The 17,075-nt window shown below is 59.3% G+C and carries 11 protein-coding genes and 1 pseudogene; 4 read left to right on the top strand and 8 right to left on the bottom strand.

What is annotated here, in order from left to right; all coding sequences use genetic code 11:
• Positions 1-80 precede the first annotated feature (80 nt).
• The gene (locus AB4N91_RS16435; RefSeq protein WP_304758764.1) at positions 81-959 is read right to left on the bottom strand and encodes a LysR family transcriptional regulator; all 879 of its coding nucleotides are present in this window, start codon (positions 957-959) and stop codon (positions 81-83) included.
• A gap of 160 nt (positions 960-1,119) precedes the next feature.
• Here AB4N91_RS16435 and ampC point away from each other — a divergent pair, with 160 nt between their 5' ends.
• Positions 1,120-2,286, top strand: coding sequence for a class C beta-lactamase (gene ampC, locus AB4N91_RS16440; protein WP_411960711.1), 1,167 nt, complete (start codon positions 1,120-1,122; stop codon positions 2,284-2,286).
• 78 nt (positions 2,287-2,364) lie between these two features.
• Here the strand turns inward: ampC and AB4N91_RS16445 are convergent, their stop codons facing one another.
• Positions 2,365-2,742, bottom strand: a complete 378-nt coding sequence (locus AB4N91_RS16445; protein ID WP_460111130.1) for a DUF6124 family protein — start codon at positions 2,740-2,742, stop codon at positions 2,365-2,367.
• A 414-nt stretch (positions 2,743-3,156) separates the two neighbouring features.
• Between AB4N91_RS16445 and AB4N91_RS16450 the strand changes: the two genes are divergently transcribed.
• From AB4N91_RS16450 to AB4N91_RS16460, 3 genes are all read left to right on the top strand, one after another.
• Positions 3,157-3,780, top strand: coding sequence for a response regulator transcription factor (locus tag AB4N91_RS16450; RefSeq protein WP_083377204.1), 624 nt, complete (start codon positions 3,157-3,159; stop codon positions 3,778-3,780).
• A gap of 3 nt (positions 3,781-3,783) precedes the next feature.
• Positions 3,784-7,359: an ATP-binding protein gene (locus AB4N91_RS16455; RefSeq protein WP_460111133.1), complete on the top strand. Its 3,576-nt coding sequence runs from the start codon at positions 3,784-3,786 to the stop codon at positions 7,357-7,359.
• Between the two features lie 95 nt (positions 7,360-7,454).
• On the top strand, positions 7,455-9,683 hold the full coding sequence (locus tag AB4N91_RS16460) for an autotransporter outer membrane beta-barrel domain-containing protein (protein ID WP_460111135.1): 2,229 nt from the start codon (positions 7,455-7,457) through the stop codon (positions 9,681-9,683).
• A gap of 177 nt (positions 9,684-9,860) precedes the next feature.
• On the opposite strand, the gene AB4N91_RS16465 is transcribed toward AB4N91_RS16460, so the two are convergent.
• The 6 genes and pseudogenes from AB4N91_RS16465 to AB4N91_RS16490 form a co-directional block, all read right to left on the bottom strand.
• A complete protein-coding gene (locus AB4N91_RS16465; RefSeq protein WP_083377207.1) occupies positions 9,861-10,424 on the bottom strand; it encodes a DUF4174 domain-containing protein in 564 nt (187 codons plus the stop codon).
• 191 nt (positions 10,425-10,615) lie between these two features.
• Complete coding sequence (locus AB4N91_RS16470; protein WP_427700334.1) at positions 10,616-12,112, bottom strand: sensor histidine kinase; 1,497 nt, start codon at positions 12,110-12,112, stop codon at positions 10,616-10,618.
• 92 nt (positions 12,113-12,204) lie between these two features.
• The gene (locus AB4N91_RS16475; RefSeq protein WP_102593394.1) at positions 12,205-13,215 is read right to left on the bottom strand and encodes an SCO family protein; all 1,011 of its coding nucleotides are present in this window, start codon (positions 13,213-13,215) and stop codon (positions 12,205-12,207) included.
• Between the two features lie 17 nt (positions 13,216-13,232).
• Positions 13,233-16,040 carry a multicopper oxidase domain-containing protein gene (locus AB4N91_RS16480; RefSeq protein WP_154911529.1) on the bottom strand — a complete coding sequence of 936 codons (2,808 nt, stop codon included), beginning with the start codon at positions 16,038-16,040 and terminating at the stop codon, positions 13,233-13,235.
• Between the two features lie 181 nt (positions 16,041-16,221).
• A pseudogene (locus tag AB4N91_RS16485) lies at positions 16,222-16,381 on the bottom strand (two-component sensor histidine kinase); the annotation flags it as partial.
• Positions 16,382-16,467: 86 nt separating this feature from the next.
• Positions 16,468-16,872 carry a hypothetical protein gene (locus AB4N91_RS16490; protein WP_154504030.1) on the bottom strand — a complete coding sequence of 135 codons (405 nt, stop codon included), beginning with the start codon at positions 16,870-16,872 and terminating at the stop codon, positions 16,468-16,470.
• Positions 16,873-17,075: the final 203 nt, after the last annotated feature.

The following is a 17,075-nucleotide window of genomic DNA, read 5'->3' on the forward strand; positions in this document are numbered from 1 at the left end:
GGCCATAACATTCAACCTCATCGTTGACTGTTACACCGCCATCGCGAGCAGGCTCACGCCTCCAGGGGAAATGGTATTCGTCAGTGGGTCCTGGCCGCTTGCAGCAGCCACTCCTTGAACATCGTCATCGCCGACGTTTCAGGACGCGACTGCAAACGGGTCAGCCAATAGCTGCCGGTGGTGATACCGATGTCGAACGGTTGCTCGATCGCCCCCGCCGCCAGTTGCCGGGCGAACATCAGCGGCGGCGCCAAGGCAATGCCGGCGCCTTGTAGCGCCGCCTCCATCATGGCCAGCGAGGAGTCGAAGACGATGCTCCTGGGCGCCGGCGTATTGGCCCGCAACCCGGCGGCCAGAAACCACTCGGGCCACTCGTCCGTGCGATAGGAACGCAACAGCGTCTGCTTGAGCAAGTCCGCAGGTTCTTGCAACTGCCCGGCTATTTCCGGCACGCAGAGCACCGACAACGGCGCCTCGATCAGCTTTGACGCCTCGATCCCGTGCCATGCGCCGGCGCCAAACCGGATGGCGTAATCCAGGCCTTCGGCAGCCACGTCCACCCGATTGTTGTTAGTCGACAGGCGCAAATCTATGAACGGATGTTTCGACTGGAAGTCCGCCAGTCGCGGCAACAGCCAACCCACCGCAAAGGTCCCCACGGCACCCACGGTCAACACTTCACGAAAATGCCCGCCCTCGAAACGTTCAAGGGTTTCGGCAATCCGGTCAAAGGACTCGCGCAACACCGGCAGCAAGGTTTCGCCTTCACTGGTCAGCATCAGGCCGCGGGGCAAGCGTTTGAACAGCGTTACGTTAAGCTGGGCTTCAAGGCTTTTGACTTGATGGCTGACCGCCGCCGGCGTGACGAACAACTCCACCGCTGCCCGAGTAAAGCTCAAATGGCGTGCGGAAGCCTCGAAGGCCCGCAATGCGTTCAGCGGCAGATGAGGACGAATCATGCCAACTCCCAAATTTTTCTAATGGCTAACCCGAAATATCGTCGTTTGTCGATTTTCACCCGACTGCCTAGATTTGGCGCGCCCATCAGCCGTCCGGTGTTGGATCCGGACGGAGTGTAGCGGTTAAAGTAATGGCAACTCATGGAGAGTGATTCCAATCATGTTCAAATTTCAACTGCCAAGACTGGCGTCCCTCAGCGCTTTCGCCCTGTTCCTCGGCGCAAGTCACTGTATGGCCGCAACAAAATCCGACGATCAGCTCGACGCCCTGGTGAAAGCCGCCATCGGGCCGGTCATGCAACAACAGAATATCCCTGGCGTCGCGGTCGCGATCACCTTAAAGGGTCAGCAGCATTACTTTAATTACGGCATGGCGTCGAAAGAGGACGGTAAACCCGTCAGCAAAGACACGCTGTTCGAAATCGGCTCCGTGAGTAAAACCTTTGCCACCACGTTGACGGCTTACGCCCAGGCGAGCGGCAAACTGTCTTTGTCTGACCGGGCCAGCCAGGTGTGGCCTGATCTGCGCGGCAGTGCATTCGACACCATCAGCGTGTTGCAACTCGCCACTTACACCGCTGGCGGGTTGCCGCTGCAGTTTCCTGACGAGGCCGATCATCCAGACAAAATGCTCGCCTACTTCAAACAGTGGAAGCCCGTTTATGCCGCAGGCACCCACCGCCAGTATTCGAACCCCAGCCTTGGGCTGTCCGGTTATCTGGCGGCCAAAAGCATGGGCCAGCCGTTCGATGAGCTGATGGAAAAAAACCTGCTGCCCAAACTCGGCCTCAAGCACACCTATCTCAAGGTGCCGCAGGATCAGATGGGGCTTTACGCCCAGGGTTACGGCAAGGATGGCAAACCGGTGCGGGTGAGCCCGGGAGCGCTGGATTCGGAGGCGTATGGGGTGAAAACCAGCGCGGCGGATTTGCTTCGTTATGTTGAAGCGAACCTGAAACCGGCAGCGCTGGAGAAGCCATTGCAACAAGCGATCGCCCTCACTCACAGCGGTTACTACACCGTGGGCGAGATGACGCAAGGCTTGGGCTGGGAGCACTACCACTATCCGGCCAGCCTCGAAACGTTACTGAGTGGCAACTCGACGGAGATGGCGATGGAGGCGCACAAAGTCCAGTGGCTGAACCCGCCACAACCTGCGCAAGACGCGGCATGGTTCAACAAGACCGGGTCGACGGGTGGTTTCGGCGCGTATGTCGCGTTCGTGCCTTCGGAAGATATCGGAATCGTGATTCTGGCGAACAAGAATTACCCGAACGCCGAGCGAATCAAGATCGCTCACAACATATTGAGTGCCCTTACCGAGTAATCCTCGCCACAGGGGTCAATGCTGGCAATAAAAATGGGCGACCTCTTTGGGGTCGCCCATTGTCGTTATTACGTCGGCTCAATGCCGAGTCGGCGCTGGAGCGTCAGGCGCATCGTTCCTCGGATCAAGATTGTCCCGAGCCTGAGCCACCAACAACTCTGCAATCCCCGCCAACTGCTGAATCGCCCCCAGCATCACCCTGTTCGAGCCATCCAGCTTGACGGCAAAATTCACAAGCACCGCATTCAGCGACGCAAGGGTTTCGCTGGCCTGATGCAAGAGAGTGAGGGTGTCGACGCCCGGGGCAACAGACAAGATCTGGTTGACCGGGACGGAACGTCTGGGCTTGCGCACTCGAATGCGGGTGTCGTGCTCGGTCGTGTCGCCCGCCCGGACAAGCTTCAGGTGAGTGGCATCGGTTGGGCGTTGCGGATCATTTTTGCCGAACTTCTTCATAGACGAGGCTCCTTTCTGGCCATTGGTTATTTCGTCCCTGGATCCCTCAGTGTTGCGGACTCCCACGTCCGACCGCGATGGTTGCGGTGGCTGACGAAGGCTAACGGCGCGCTCTGACAGAAACCAGTTCATGAAGTCCGACAGGACTTGCAGGAAATTTCCGAGACCAATGAAATCAGGCCCCCAGCGGTACACGCGGTTTTTATAGCCGCTGTGGAGGATCGATTTGAACCCGATTGTCGACCAATGCAAAACCTGTGGTGCTGCACAATGGCCCCCTCGTTAAAGATTACATACCCCACCCAAACCAAGTAGCATCGCCCTCTTTTTTCTCACCCCACCACCACGCATCAGCCCTCCATACCGCTTATCTGCGACAGGACTATGCTGAATCAGAGCATTAAGGGCTGACCCATGAAAGTACTGTTGGTCGATGATCACGCTGTGGTGCGCATGGCAATCGGGATGATTCTGGCCCGTGAGGGCCATGAGATTGTCGGTGAGTGCGACAACGGTGTAGACGCCCTCAGCAAGGCATTCGAGCTGAAGCCGGATGCCATTGTGCTGGACCTCGACATCCCGCGACTCGACGGCATGGCAGTCATTGACCGGCTGCGCATCGGCGGCAGCCAGGCCCATGTGCTGGTGCACACCGGGCTGAAAAGCCAGGCCTACGCGGCGCAGTGCCTGCGGGCCGGCGCATCGGGCTTTTTGTCGAAAATCGATGATCCGGCAGAAATCGTCGCCGCGCTCAAAGCCGTGGCCAGCGGCAAGACATGGTTTCCGGTCAGCACGTTCGATTCGGTGCGCAAAAGCGATTTCGCCCACAACGATGCGCAGCTCCTGAGCGCCGTTACCCGCCGTGAACTCAAAGTGCTGCACGGTCTGGCACTGGGCAAGAGCAACAAGGAAATCGCCGACGACATGCTGCTCAGCAACAAGACGGTCAGCACCTATAAAACCCGCCTGATGGAAAAGCTCAACGTCTCGACGCTGCTGGAGCTGATCGAATTTGCCAAACGCAATGATCTGGTCTGACTCATGACCGCGATCCGCCGAGTGCTGCTGGGCGTGCTGATGCTCCTGTCCTATAGCGCGTGCGCAGAACCGCTTTCATTGCTCAGCCGCGCCGCGGACAGCAGCGTCGCGCTCACACTCACTGCCGCGCAACGCCAGTGGCTCCATCAAAATGCCGTGCTGCGGGTTGGCGTGTATCTGCCCGACCGGCCGCCGCTGGATATCACCGCCAATCAAAAGGATTACGAAGGCCTCTCCGCCGATTACCTCGACGTGCTGGCCCGTGGGCTCGGTGTACGTTTGCAGGTTAATCGCTATGCCAGCCAGGAACAGGCGCTGGCCGCGCTGCAACAGGGCGAAGTCGATCTGGTGCCGCGAATCAATCACCTCGAAGCCGTCCGTGCCGATCTGCTGCTGAGTGCACCTTACGCCTACGACCAGGCGGTGTTGATCAGCAAGTTCGGTACGCACTGGCCCGCAGACCACCCCCCGGCCGGCACTACCGTATTGTTCGATCCCGACTGGATTCAGCGGGAACGGGTTGCCTCATTGTTCCCGCAGTTGCAGGTCGAGTCGGTGCAATCGACCGATGAAGGTTTGGGCCGGGTTGCCTATGGCGAAGGAATGGTGCTGCTCACCGACGCCATTTCCGCGCAGTACCTGGTGGAGCGCAGCTATCAGCAAAGCCTTAAGCAGACGATCCAGCGCGACTCCGAAGGCCTGGGCTTCAGCTTTGCGGTACAGCGCGGGAACACGCCGTTGCGCACGCTGCTCAACAGTGCCCTGGCAAACATTTCCCCCCAGGAACGCGGCGTGATGGCCCGGCGCTGGGGCATCGGCGCCAATCCAAGGCTGGGTTACAGCCGTCTGCAATTGACGCCGGGGGAACAGCAATGGATCAAGGATCACCCGCAGATCGATGTGCTGGCCAACGACTTGTATTCGCCCTTCAGCTTTTTCGACGCGGAAGGTCAACTCCGCGGTATGGCGGCGGACTTGCTCGAACTGATCAATGACCGAACGGGGCTGGTGTTCCGTCCGAGCAAAATCACTTCCGTCGATGCCATGACCAGCCGGGCACAACGGGACCCGGTCAGCATCATTGCCGCGCTGACCTACAGTGAACGCCGCGAACCCGGCCTGATGTTCTCCCGCCCCTACGTGATCAACCCCTTTGTGCTGGTGACACGCACGCAACCCGAGCATTCGGGCCTGACGGGCATGAAAGGCCGGCCAGTCGCGCTCGTCAAAGGCTCGGCCGCCGCCAACTGGCTGGAACGCGAGTGGCCGGACATTCAACAGGTCTCAGTGGACGCGCCCATCGAGACATATGAATTGCTCGCTGAAGGCCGGGTCGAGGGCGTCATCCAGCCGCAACTGGGCGCGACGTACCTGATCGACCGTTTTTTCCGTGGCCGACTGCAAATCGACTCGGTGATCGGCTCCCAACCCGCGCTGATCGGCTTTGCCACCGGGCATCAGAATGCCGAACTGGTCTCGATCCTCAACAAGGCCCTGCTCGATATCCGTCCCGAGAAGTTCAGCGACCTGGCCAACCGCTGGCAGAACCCGCAGGAGAGCCAGGGCGGCTGGAGCGCTTACAAAAGCTGGTTCTATAAAGCGGTGCTGGGGCTACTGGTGGTAGTGCTGGCGATCCTGGCATGGAACCGCGGCTTGCGCCGGCAAATCGCCGAACGTCAGAAAGCGCAAAAAGCCCTGAATGACCAACTGGAGTTCATGAAAGTGCTGGTGGACGGCACGCCGCATCCGATTTACGTGCGCGACCGCCAAGGCTTGCTGCTGACCTGCAACCGCGCCTACCTGCAAGTGATGGAAATCGAACTGGAGCAGGTGCAGGGCAAAGGCCTGATCGAAGCAAACATTCTTGCCCCCGACGACGCCTGGAGCTACAAGCGCATTCATCGCGCGACGCTCGACAGCGGCGAGCCGTCCTTCGACAACTTCACCATGACCGTCAACGGCAAGACGTACCACATTTACCACTGGGCCCTGCCCTACCGCGATTCCGACGGCACCATGACCGGGGTGATCGGCGGCTGGATCGACCTTACCGAACAGCAGCATTTGCAGCACGCACTGCATCAGGCCAAGGACCTGGCAGAAGCAGCCAACCGGGGCAAGAGTCACTTCCTCGCGGTGATGAGCCATGAGATCCGCACGCCGATGAGCGCCTTGATCGGCGTGCTCGAACTGATGCGCGACCATCGCTCCGACGCGCAGCTGATCGACATCGCACAAAAGTCCGCGAGCGGCATGATGGAGCTGATCGGCGAAATTCTTGATCTGTCGAAAATCGAATCCGGCAAGTTCGAGCTGCGCAGCGGCACCTGCCATCCCGAGCGATTGGTCAGCACGGTGATTCAGAGTTTCGCCAGCCTTGCGCAGCAGAAAAACGTCGCGCTGGAATTCATCAACCAAGGGCTCGATACCGCGGTGGAGCTGGACTCGCTGCGGTTCCGCCAGATTGCGTCCAACCTGATCAGCAACGCGATCAAATTCACTCCGCAAGGTTCGGTGATGGTGCGGCTGTTGATTGAACCGCAAGGCGACCTCGCCCACGTGCGCCTGAGTGTTCAAGACACCGGTGTCGGCATGGATGATAAACAGCGCGAGCGGCTGTTCCAGCCCTATACCCAGTTCGCATCCAGCGACAGCGAGTTGCAGATCGGTACGGGGCTGGGCCTGGCGATCTGTCAGCAGTTGACGCAGTTGATGGGCGGGCGACTTAGCTGCGTCAGCGCGCCGGGACAAGGCTCGCGTTTTACCCTGGAACTCGACGCGGACCTGGCGCCTGACGACGCCCCGGTGCCTTTGGACAGCACTGAACACCTGGCACCGCTGCCGGCGCGCGATATCCTGATCGTCGAAGATCACGAGTTCAACCGCGTGGTGCTGCAACGTCAACTGGAGTCGCTGGGCATGCGCGTGACGTGCGCCGAGAACGGGCTCGAGGGATTGCGGGTGTGGGACCGGGAAATCTTCGACTACGTGATCACCGACTGCAACATGCCGCAAATGAGCGGCGACCAGATGACCCGCCAACTCAGGTCGGTCGAGGCCCGGGAAGGACGAACTGCAACCCATGTGGTCGGACTGACGGCCAATGCTCAGCCTCAGGAAATACAGCGCTGCCTGGATGCCGGCATGAACGACTGCCTGTTCAAACCCGTCACCCGCTCGGCACTTGAGCGCTATCTTCGCCAGGTCGAACAAGTGCAACAGGCGGCGGCTCCCTGCTTCGATATCTCGAAGGTCAGCGATATTACGGCGGGTGATGCGGCCATGACTCGCCAGTTGCTGGCCACGGTACTGCGCACTAATCAGGAAGACTTCGACGCCATGCAGGCGCTGTATGCCGCTGGCGATTACAGCGCCATGGGGCGGCGCAGTCACAAGATTCTCGGCAGCGCGCGGATCATCCACGCGGCGCCGCTGATCAGCGCTTGCGAGGAACTGGAGCAGGCGTGTGGCCAGTCGATTCCGCTAGACGCCTTGAGTCGCCTGCATCAGGCCTTTGCCAAGCAGATGCAACGCCTGCAAAACAGCCTTCAAGAGCACCTCAACGGTCGACTTTTGTAGGACGCGTCCTACAAAAAGATAGGAAGCGGCTGCGTTATCCGCCTCGCCCACACCCGGAGAATCCGCGCTCATTTCCATGCAGTCGGCGGATCGTTATGTTTACTTTTGGTGTACCGTTTTCTCGTGTCTCCCTGTCCGGGGCATTGTTGATGCTGGGCTGCGCGCCTGCCGGCGCCTTTGCTGCCAGCTGCGACTCGCTCAACTGCCTGACAACGCCTCAGGCCAATGTAGCGGTGAACGATGGCTCGACGATTTACGTCGGTACGGGCGGCACCCTGACCGATAGCACCGTGAGCAATGGGTTCATCCAACTTCTGGACGGCGGGCGCGCGAACGGCACCACAGTCGATGGCAGTGGAAGGCTGAGTGTCTATGACTCTGCGGCGGCATTCAGCACCGTCGTTGAAAACGGCACCATGGTCGTCGTCGGTTCAGCCACAGCCCTGCGCACCATCGTCAACGACGGCAACCTGGAGGTGGCGCAGAACGCGGTGGTCAGTGATACCCAGCTCAAAGGCGGCACTATGTGGGTGTATACCGATGCCACCGCCAAGAACACTTTCGTCAACAACAGTCAGATGACCGTTTACGAAAACGGCAATGCCGACCGCACGACGGTCAATGACGGTGGCGAACTTTCCCTCAGCGAGAACGCCTCGGTCATCAACACCGTGGTCAATCAGGGCGGGATGATGGATAGTGGGGCTGGCCCGCATATCCACTTCACCACCGTCAATCAGGGTGGCCTCATGGTGCTCGGCGACCTGGCCGAAGCCAGTGACACAACGATCAATTCGGGTGGTGTTCTGCGACTCAAGGGTGATGCAGTGCTGGGCGGCGCGAACCATATCACCGGTCAAGTCACGTTCGCCGATCCGGCCATCAACGGTTTTCACACGCTGACGATTAAAGGCCCGTTGACCGGCAATGGCAGCTTCCTGATGAACACGGACCTGGCCTCACTGCAAGGCGACCTGATCAAGGTGCAAGGGCCGATCAGCGACAGCCACACCCTGGTGGTTGCCGACTCCGGGAACGCGCCGAGCGGCGAGCAGCAGCAACTGATGCTGGTGGATGGCAACGGTGGCAGCGGTGATTTTAAACTCCATGGCGGGACCGTCGATGCCGGCGCCTACCGCTACACCCTGCAACAGCACGACGACGATTGGTTCCTGGCCAAACCAGGCGAAAACACACCTGACCTGGATCCGGTTGATCCGGTAGATCCCATAGATCCGGCAGATCCCGTAGATCCGGTAGATCCGGCAGATCCCGTAGATCCGATCGATACGGTCGATCCAGTGAACCCGGTGACCCCACCCGTCACTGAACAGCCAGACAAGCCAGTCATCGCCCCGCCACCGCAAACGCCGCAACCGATCCAGACTCACCCTGTTCCTCAGGCAAAAGTTCTCAGCAAAGGCGCCAACGCGGCGGTCGCCAGCCACGCCGCCTCCGCTGCGCTGATCGGCGCGCAGATGAATGCGACGACCCAGCATTTGGGCGATCTTCGTTCGGGTAAGGATCAGGGAGGTCTGTGGATCCGTGGCTATGGCACTGAACAACGCCTGGACACAGGTGCCAGTCGCGCGTTCCAGCAACAGGTCAACGGCCTGGAAATCGGCGCCGACACGGCCCTGTCCTTTGCCGACGGTACGCTGTATGTGGGCGGCTTGCTCGGCAAGGGTCAGGCGCGGCAACACTTTGGCGAGGCCAGCAATGGCACGATCGACAGCGCGACGCTGGGGGGTTATGCCGCCTATCTGGACCGCAGCGGGATGTATGTCGATGGCGCGCTGAAATACAGCCACCTGAACAATGACGTCGACATCACCAGCAACCTCGGCGACAAGGTCAAGGCGCGCTACAAGAACCACGCCGTGAGTGCTGACGTTCAACTCGGCAAGACTATCGACCTAAGCCAGGGCTGGTTCGTTGAACCCCAAGCGGGGCTGCAGGTAGCGCGCATCAGTGGCGGCAGCTACACGGCGAGCAATGGCCTGAGCGTTAAACAGGATTCGATGGTTTCGCTGCAAAGCCGTGTTGGCGGGGCGTTCGGGCGAAATCTGCAGCCAGGCAATGGCGTTGCGGTGAAACCTTACGTCAAGGCCGCCTGGATCACCGAACATGCAGGCGACAGCACAGTGAACGTCAACGGGGCAAAACTCGACAGCCGCTTGCCGGGTTCACGAGCCGAGGTAGCGGGTGGCGTCACTGTGACGGCGGTTGAAAAACACAACTTCTTCGCCGAAGCGGGCTACACCAAAGGCAACGATATCGAACAGCCTTGGGCGCTGACGGTCGGCTATCGCTACAACTGGTAACGCCCCCAACCCTTGTGCCAAAAGGGCATCCCTGTGGGAGCGGGCTTACCCGCGAAGGAGCTGGCACATCCAACATCAAGGTTGCCTGCCAGACCGCTTTCGCGAGCACGCTCGCGCCCACAGTGGGTGGCGACGTTTACAAGAATCGGAGTCTGCTCACCCGGGGTCAATAGGGATTCAATCATCCGGCATTTCAGGAGGCTTGGCCGGTTTCGCCGGTTTTCCCGGTTTTGCACCCTTGGCGCCTTTAGCGGCCGGTTCGGCGACGACGGGCGTTGCGACTGTCGGCGGTGCGGCTTCTTTTTCGGCGGCTGGCAAGGCGTCGATGGTGTCGAAAATCTTCTTCAAGTCGACCGACTTCGATTCATCCCCCGAACTCTCGAACTTCTTCTCACCATCCTTGCCCACCAGGATGACTTTGGGAAACGCCCCCGCGCCGAGTTTCAGCGAGCGGATCAGCGCCATGGTGTCCTGCTGGCCGAGATCCTTGCCGTCGAGCTGACCGAACATGTTCAGCACGGTGTACACCCTGATATTGCGTTGCTTGACGCCATCCTTGTTGGCCGGATCGTCCATCGCCTTTTTCAGGCTCACCCAGACCGGGTCAACGGTACTCGAAGCAATCACAATCAGTGGCCGGGATCTGCCTTTGTCATTGTCCAGCGGTGAGCCGTCTTCGGCGGCGAGCAAGGGGCCGGCGAAAGCCAGCAAGGTAGTCAGGGTCAAAGACCTGATGAGCATGCGCATCTCCTTTTGATATCCACGCTCTAATGATTGCGCATCGCGGCGATCGTTCCGGGTGACGCACCGCAATTGTGTTCCGCCTTGACCAAAGCTTAGGTCAGGGCGGTCATTGCGCAACAGGCTGAGCTAATCTCATCCCTTATGACGATACACCTGATCCGCCGTGAGAACCCGCCATGAGCGCTCCATCATCCTCGACCAGCGGTATGCTGTGCTCCGTACTCTCCCCCCGTTGCCACTTTAAAGTTGAGACAAACGCGGGTTCCTGCCTGCTCCTGGCTGGTCAGCTCGACCGAGCCCTCTAAGCGTTCCATTATCCTTTTGACCAGGGCCAGGCCTACGCCCAACCCGCCTTGTTTGGTGGTAAAAAACGGCTTGAAGACCATTTGTTGCTGTTGCTTGGTCATGCCCTTGCCGGTATCGCTCAGGATCATGCACACATGGCCCGTCTGCGGCGATTCAATCTCGATACTCAGCACGCCGCCCCTGGGCATGGCTTCCAGGGCGTTGGCAATCAGGCTATTGAGAATTTGCGTCAGCAACACCTGCTGACTAACCACTGGCGGGCAGACCTTGGGTGTGAAACGGACTTCAACGCCGGAGCGTTTGATCAGCGCGTCGAAGGCACCCAGGGTGTCATCAATGATCAATACCAGATCCACCGCCTCATAGTCGTCATTCATCGGCCGCAACGACATCAGCAATTCACGAACCCAACGCGACATGCGATCGACCTGATTGATGATGTCGCCGATGTTCTTTTGCGTATTCTGGCTGGCGATTTCCTGGGCCAGTTCGGCGCTCGAGCGAATGTTCGCCAGCGGATTGCGCAAACTGTGGGCCACGGCCGAGGACATTTCACCCAGCGCCACGAAGGTTTCGTTGGCGATCAACTGTTTCTGCTGGCTCTCGAGCAGCTCGGACGCACGCCAGACAATCCAGAATAGCCCGAGGTAAATGACGGCACCACCAAGCAGGGTCGCCAGCCAGATCGACTTGAAACCACGCTGGATGCGCGCCACCAGGTCTGCAGGTTCTTTGTAGATCTCCACCATGGCGATCACTTTGCTTTTGTCGGCATTGAACATCGGGATGTAGTTCTCGATGAACAAGTACTTGGGTTCGCGCAGCAGCATCTGTTCGGGACGTTCTTCATCGATCTGGTGGTAGCTGGTGGACACGGTTTCCTTCATCTCAAAGGATTCGTCCAGCTCCTTATCATTTTCAATGCGCACGCCGACCAACTCCGGGTTGGTCGACCAGACCACCGTGCGATCCAGAGCGTACACCACCGCCAACAGCGTGTCCGGCAAGTGTGCGACATGATCGAGAAACTCTGTGCGGGCAGCCGCACGAGAGCCCGGATCGACGTCGGAATAGGAATTGTCACCTCGAGGATCGAGCATTTCGCCCATGGTTCTGTTCGGGGTAATCGAGGCGTGGCGGATTTCGGCATCACCAATGGCCTGAATGAATTGCGCGGTCAGCATGGAGTCGCGCTCGATGCTTTCCTCGACGACGAAGCGCGTAGATATATAACCCAGCCCCAGCGCCACGGCGGCGATGATGAAAAAACTGCCCAGGGAAAACCAGCGCAGCAGATTGAACTGACCACGCAAGCCCGTGCCTTCTCCTGCCGCCGTGTGCGGCAGCGCAGGTACTTTTTGGCGCTGGAGTATCTGCATGGGTGGCTCCTGAGTACTGGACGAAGCCTTTTCATCAGATCAGTGCAGGTGGCATTGATCGAGCCCGACGGCTCAATGATTGTATTCAGCTGCTATTGCAGCTGCGCCGCCTGCAACGATTGTTGACGGTCAGTTTCTTCCTGCAAAAAATCCATGATCGACTGCGCTGCGTCTTCATCCAGGCGCAGGTTGGGCATCGGAATCTTGTCAAAGCGCTCAAACAGTTCCAGCGCAATCGGGTCCTTCTCGGCAAGCATGCGGTCCGGTTCGCGGATCCAGCGATTGAGCCAGGCGGGGTCTCGCTGACGGGTCACGCCGATCAGGTCCGGGCCGATGCTGCGCATGCCGATGCCCTGCCCGTCTTGCGGCCCGAGGCTGTGACACGACGCGCAACGGGTGCGAAACAATTCTTCTCCGTTGCTCGGCGGACGAATCTCGGGCGCATTGGCGTAGCTCCCTTCGGCACTGGCCTGCTTCCAGTTCTGCAAGGTATTGGCCAACTGATCGGCGAGGATCCACGGGTTCTCGAACGGCGAGGCTTTCATCCAGCGACCGGTGCTCTGGTTGCCAACGATCAGGCTCAGGTTGTGATCCTTGCTGCGTCCGTTGTCGACGCCTTCGATAAACAGCCCGAGTTTTTTTCGCAGGTCGGTAACGGCCTCGAATTCGCCGGTGAGAAACTGCCAGCCCGGTCCCACCTTGAAGCGCTGGGCGTAGGCTTTAAGCACCTCGGGGGTATCGCTCAGCGGGTCGATGCTGATCGAGTAGAAAAAGATATCCTTCCCGACCCGGTCCCCGAGCAACTGTTGCATTTGGCGCAGGCGCGCGGTTTCCAGCGGACAGGAGTCGCTGCACGTGGTGAAGATGAAGTTGATCACCACCACTTTGCCCTTGATCAGGTCCTCGAAAAAACGCACCTGCCGACCGTCCTGATCGGTCAGCAAGGTGTTGGGGAAGTAATCGCCGCCCCAGGGTGTCGCCGATTCCGTGGGCGACGGTGCACCTTCATGAGCGAGCAGCAGCCAAGCGGCCAGCACGCCGGTGACCAGCAGCAAAATCAGGTGCATGCCCAGGGCGCGGGAGCGCGGCGTAGTTGATGTCATGTCGGCTCCCCTGCGGATCATGGTGTGACCGCTGCTTTGGTACCGTAGCCGTCGCCGGTGCGGAAGGTTGGCAGCGCAGCGGAGTTCACGTAGCGCACGCCATCCCAGCTCGGCAACGGAGTCGGCATCAACTGCACTTGCCCGGGTTTTTCAACGTCCCAACGCAACAGCATTGAGTTGTCCTCATGCTGAGTGTTGTGGCAGTGCTCCATGTAGGTGCCGGCGAATTCGCGAAATTGGATCGCAATCTCGACATTGTCCGTACCATCCTTTTCCGAACCGACGCGATACACGTCCTTGCGTGCCCATTTTTCCCATTCCGGTGGTGGCTTGCCGCCACGGCTGAGGATGATCCCTTCCTCGAAGTGCACGTGCACCGGGTGGCCCCAGCCCGTGTCATTACCCTTGATGTGCCACACTTCCAGCGTGCCGAAGCCCGTGGCGCCGGCATCGGTCGGACCGCTGGCCAGTTTGGTCGAGGTGTTCAGCCGACGTGGGTCCATGCGAAACCCGAAACCGCCGTCGGTCTTGACCGTCCAGGGTGCTTCATCGGTGCCATCAGAACGGCCGAAAGTAAAGGTGCGGTGACGAGCCTGAGCCAGCAGCGCCTTGTCGGCCGCATTGTCGCGATGGATTTTCAGCGGGATCATAAACAGGCCTTCAGCCTTGCCCGGTTTGGCCGGCTCATAAGCGGCCGGGTCCATGGCCAGGTCCTGACCGGTGTAAGCCTTGACGTTGAGTTGCAACACCTTGCCTACCGCCGGATCACCGTCCTCCCACTTTGGCCCCTTGCTGGTTTGCTTGATGATCGCCCGGTACTTCTCGGACAGCACGTCAGCCAGGGCGACGGGTTCTTCCGGACCCTTGCCGTCTTGGTGCACCAGCAGGTTGACGAAGAACAGCTTGTCGCCTGGTTTGATCCCGTTTTTCGAGAAGTTAACGATGATGTCGAAACGCTCGGCGATGCCCAGGGTTGGCAGGATCGCGTTGTGGTTCTGTTTGTCACCGTCGGCATCCAGGTCCATGGTGCCGTCGAACGGCACGGCGTGTTCCATGATATTGCCGTCGTTGGCGATCAGGTGGAACGGCACCCGGGCATACGACACGCCCGACCCGACAGGCCCTTGGAACTCGCCGCTGGTGCCCTTGATCTCGCGCACCAGCGCCATCTTGAAGTAGCGCGACACGGAGCCGTTGAGCATACGGAACCGATAGCTGCGGGCACGGACGTCCAAGGTTGGTTTCCACTTCCAGTTGACCAGCACCTGGTCACCGAGGAAGCCGGCAGTGTTGAAGGGGTTGAACCACAGTTGACCGTTCTTATCCCACGCCTTGTCGGCAAACATCAGGTTGACGTCGTAGTCGCGGTTACCCCAGGGCAAGGCGCTGCCGCTGGGGAGGCGCAGGTTGACGCCGTCATTCACCGATTCATTGGCGCGGTCCAGGGCGCTGTAGTAGTTCATCATCGCCGCGTTGCCCTTGTAGACGTTCTGCGCGGTGAAATCGAGCATGTGGTCGTGGAACCAGTGGGTGCTCATGGTTTCGCGCCAGTCACCGCGGATTTTGATCATCCCGTTGTCGCAGGTTTTGCGGCCGGGGGCGAGGTCGTTAGTCCACAGGGTTTCGCCCGGCGAGCACGGAAACGCTGCACGCGGGTCTTCAGCCTTGGTGTTGATGCTGTCGTAACCGGCCAACTGGATCGGCCAGCGATAGTCGTAGAATTGCCCAGGGAAGAAAAACGCATTGGTGTAACCGTCGCTTTCCGCCGGTACGTGGCCGTTGTGTTCGTGGGTGGTGATGGTGTGCAGACCAAAACCCATGTTCGCCGACGGGTCGATCGGCAAGCCGTTGTAATGACGCATCAACACAGGTTGCCCGTACCGCACCATGAGCAATTTTGGCGGCAAGGTGCCGTCGAAGGTCCAGACCGAGTTGTGTTTCTGCACCGGCATTTTCGGGTGAAAACGCGGTTCAAATCCTTTGGAGGTGCCAGCTGTCGCTGGCACGCCAGCCACGTTGTAATAGAGACCACTGGGACCGAACTCACCCACGGCATAGCGGTGCATCTGGCGACTGTCACGCAAACCGGTATTCACCCGTGCGCCGGCTTGCACGGTCTTGTAGGCCACCTGCGGGTAAAACTCGTTCCAGCGTTGGTGCGACCAGCCTTTTCCTGGCGGACGGCCTTCAGCCGACGAGCCGATACGGCGGTTGAGGAAAAATTCAATCTGCTTCTGCCAAGGGTTGCGGTCGACCACGTTGGAATACTGGCTGGGGAACGGAGTCAGGCCTGGTTGACGCAAGAACGCGTCGAGCGCCGCACTCGGCGGAGCGCTGCGTGCGACGCTGGTGGGATCTTGTTGTGGCAGCGGGCCAATGGCGGCGGGTGGAAACGGCAACAGTGCCGCCGGGGTGGTGGGGTCGAGTTTTTCCACACCGAATTCTTCGAACAGCGCCAGTGGTTGAGTGAACGGCAGAGCACCATACAGCGGACTGGGTTTTCCGTTGGTGGGGTAATTGAAACTGGTCTGCAGCGCTGGCGGCAGGATGTTTTCCTTGCGCGTGGTGTCTTTGCTGCCTTTGACGCCACCCGGCAAGTCGAAGGAATCGAGGTTAGCCGGGGGCATGGTCAAAATGGCGTTCAAGGCGCCTACTTTGTCAGTCGGTTCGTCGTAGTACGCTGAAGGGTCGGAGGGTTCGGGCTGTCGTTCGTCGTCGATCGGGCTGGCGCGCAGGTTTGTTGTGCCGAGCGTCATTGTCAGAAGGACGCTCAGGGGCGTCAGGAGACCAAACCATTTGCAGGGGTGCCGCGCTTTTCTGTCCATCACCAGCCGCCTCTAAATCGTGAAGGGGGTAATGGGAGGAGTGCAAGGAGTTCGCCAGATTCGTAATGTTCTATACAAAGCATCAATACCCAGCAGAACAATGGCTTATCAACATCAATTTGCCATGCCCGAAAGCGACTGGGGCATGGCACCCGCTACTGGGTAAAGTTCTTCCCCATATTCAGGGAATTCGCTTGAACAACAGGCGGACACACCGTGCCGTCGCCCTCGCGACTTTCCCGACTGAACACCCCGCCGCACCGCTCCATCATCCGCTTGACCTGCACCAGGCCACCTTGCCTGGTGGTGAAAAAAGGCCGGAACGCCAGGCTGCGTTGCTCCAGGATTTTTGCGACAGGAACAGCCCGGCGTCTTATCAGCTTGTTCAGCAGTCAAGAGTCCGTGGGAAGCATTCATCACGTTTGGATTACAGGTGGCGGGCGCGTCGAAAACCGATCAACAGAAACAGGGTGAACAGGCCGAGGACAAATCCAAGACTAATCGCCGGATTTACCACTGGCTCAAGGTGATCTTCTTCGCAGGCAGTGCTATTGAATTGCGCGACAGTAATTCGCTGATGATCCATCGAAGACCGCGTTTGGCCAATTTGGATCGCCGCCTGTTGCTCTAGATCCAACGCCTGATACTTCCAGAGCGTTGAAGACCCTTCTCGGCAGTAGGTAAATTCAGCGGGATGTGAAGCGGCAATAATACAAGCGTCGTTGATGCCCATTTTTTGCAGCGTTTCTGTTGCGGATCGGGTGAAGTCCAGCTCGAAGACCGGAATGATCCCGGTAGCAGAAGCGGTGAGCGAAACCAACAGGCTGCTCATGGCGCAGGTCGTTGAAATGTTCAAGGTCGGGCTCCCCTATTTCCATTCCCTGGTCAAATGTTGATCGAGCGTTTCCCACGAACCGACATACCGGCGTGGCAGAGTGGTTCACGCATTTTCGGCCGAACAAACGGCCAGAGTTTTAAAAAAACGGAGGGCATCCATTGCCCTCCCCTCCGATGTCCACGCTCCCTGCGACATTG

Source organism: Pseudomonas sp. H3_D04 (assembly GCF_054669175.1).

Excerpts from the sequence above, each read along its gene's own strand:
- AB4N91_RS16480 (WP_154911529.1), bottom strand. The coding sequence starts at position 16,040 with ATGGACAGAAAAGCGCGGCACCCCTGCAAATGGTTTGGTCTCCTGACG.
- AB4N91_RS16465 (WP_083377207.1), bottom strand. The coding sequence starts at position 10,424 with ATGCTCATCAGGTCTTTGACCCTGACTACCTTGCTGGCTTTCGCCGGC.
- AB4N91_RS16435 (WP_304758764.1), bottom strand. The coding sequence starts at position 959 with ATGATTCGTCCTCATCTGCCGCTGAACGCATTGCGGGCCTTCGAGGCT.
- AB4N91_RS16490 (WP_154504030.1), bottom strand. The coding sequence starts at position 16,872 with ATGAGCAGCCTGTTGGTTTCGCTCACCGCTTCTGCTACCGGGATCATT.
- AB4N91_RS16460 (WP_460111135.1), top strand. The coding sequence starts at position 7,455 with ATGTTTACTTTTGGTGTACCGTTTTCTCGTGTCTCCCTGTCCGGGGCA.
- ampC (WP_411960711.1), top strand. The coding sequence starts at position 1,120 with ATGTTCAAATTTCAACTGCCAAGACTGGCGTCCCTCAGCGCTTTCGCC.
- AB4N91_RS16445 (WP_460111130.1), bottom strand. The coding sequence starts at position 2,742 with ATGAAGAAGTTCGGCAAAAATGATCCGCAACGCCCAACCGATGCCACT.
- AB4N91_RS16470 (WP_427700334.1), bottom strand. The coding sequence starts at position 12,112 with ATGCAGATACTCCAGCGCCAAAAAGTACCTGCGCTGCCGCACACGGCG.
- AB4N91_RS16450 (WP_083377204.1), top strand. The coding sequence starts at position 3,157 with ATGAAAGTACTGTTGGTCGATGATCACGCTGTGGTGCGCATGGCAATC.
- AB4N91_RS16455 (WP_460111133.1), top strand. The coding sequence starts at position 3,784 with ATGACCGCGATCCGCCGAGTGCTGCTGGGCGTGCTGATGCTCCTGTCC.
- AB4N91_RS16475 (WP_102593394.1), bottom strand. The coding sequence starts at position 13,215 with ATGACATCAACTACGCCGCGCTCCCGCGCCCTGGGCATGCACCTGATT.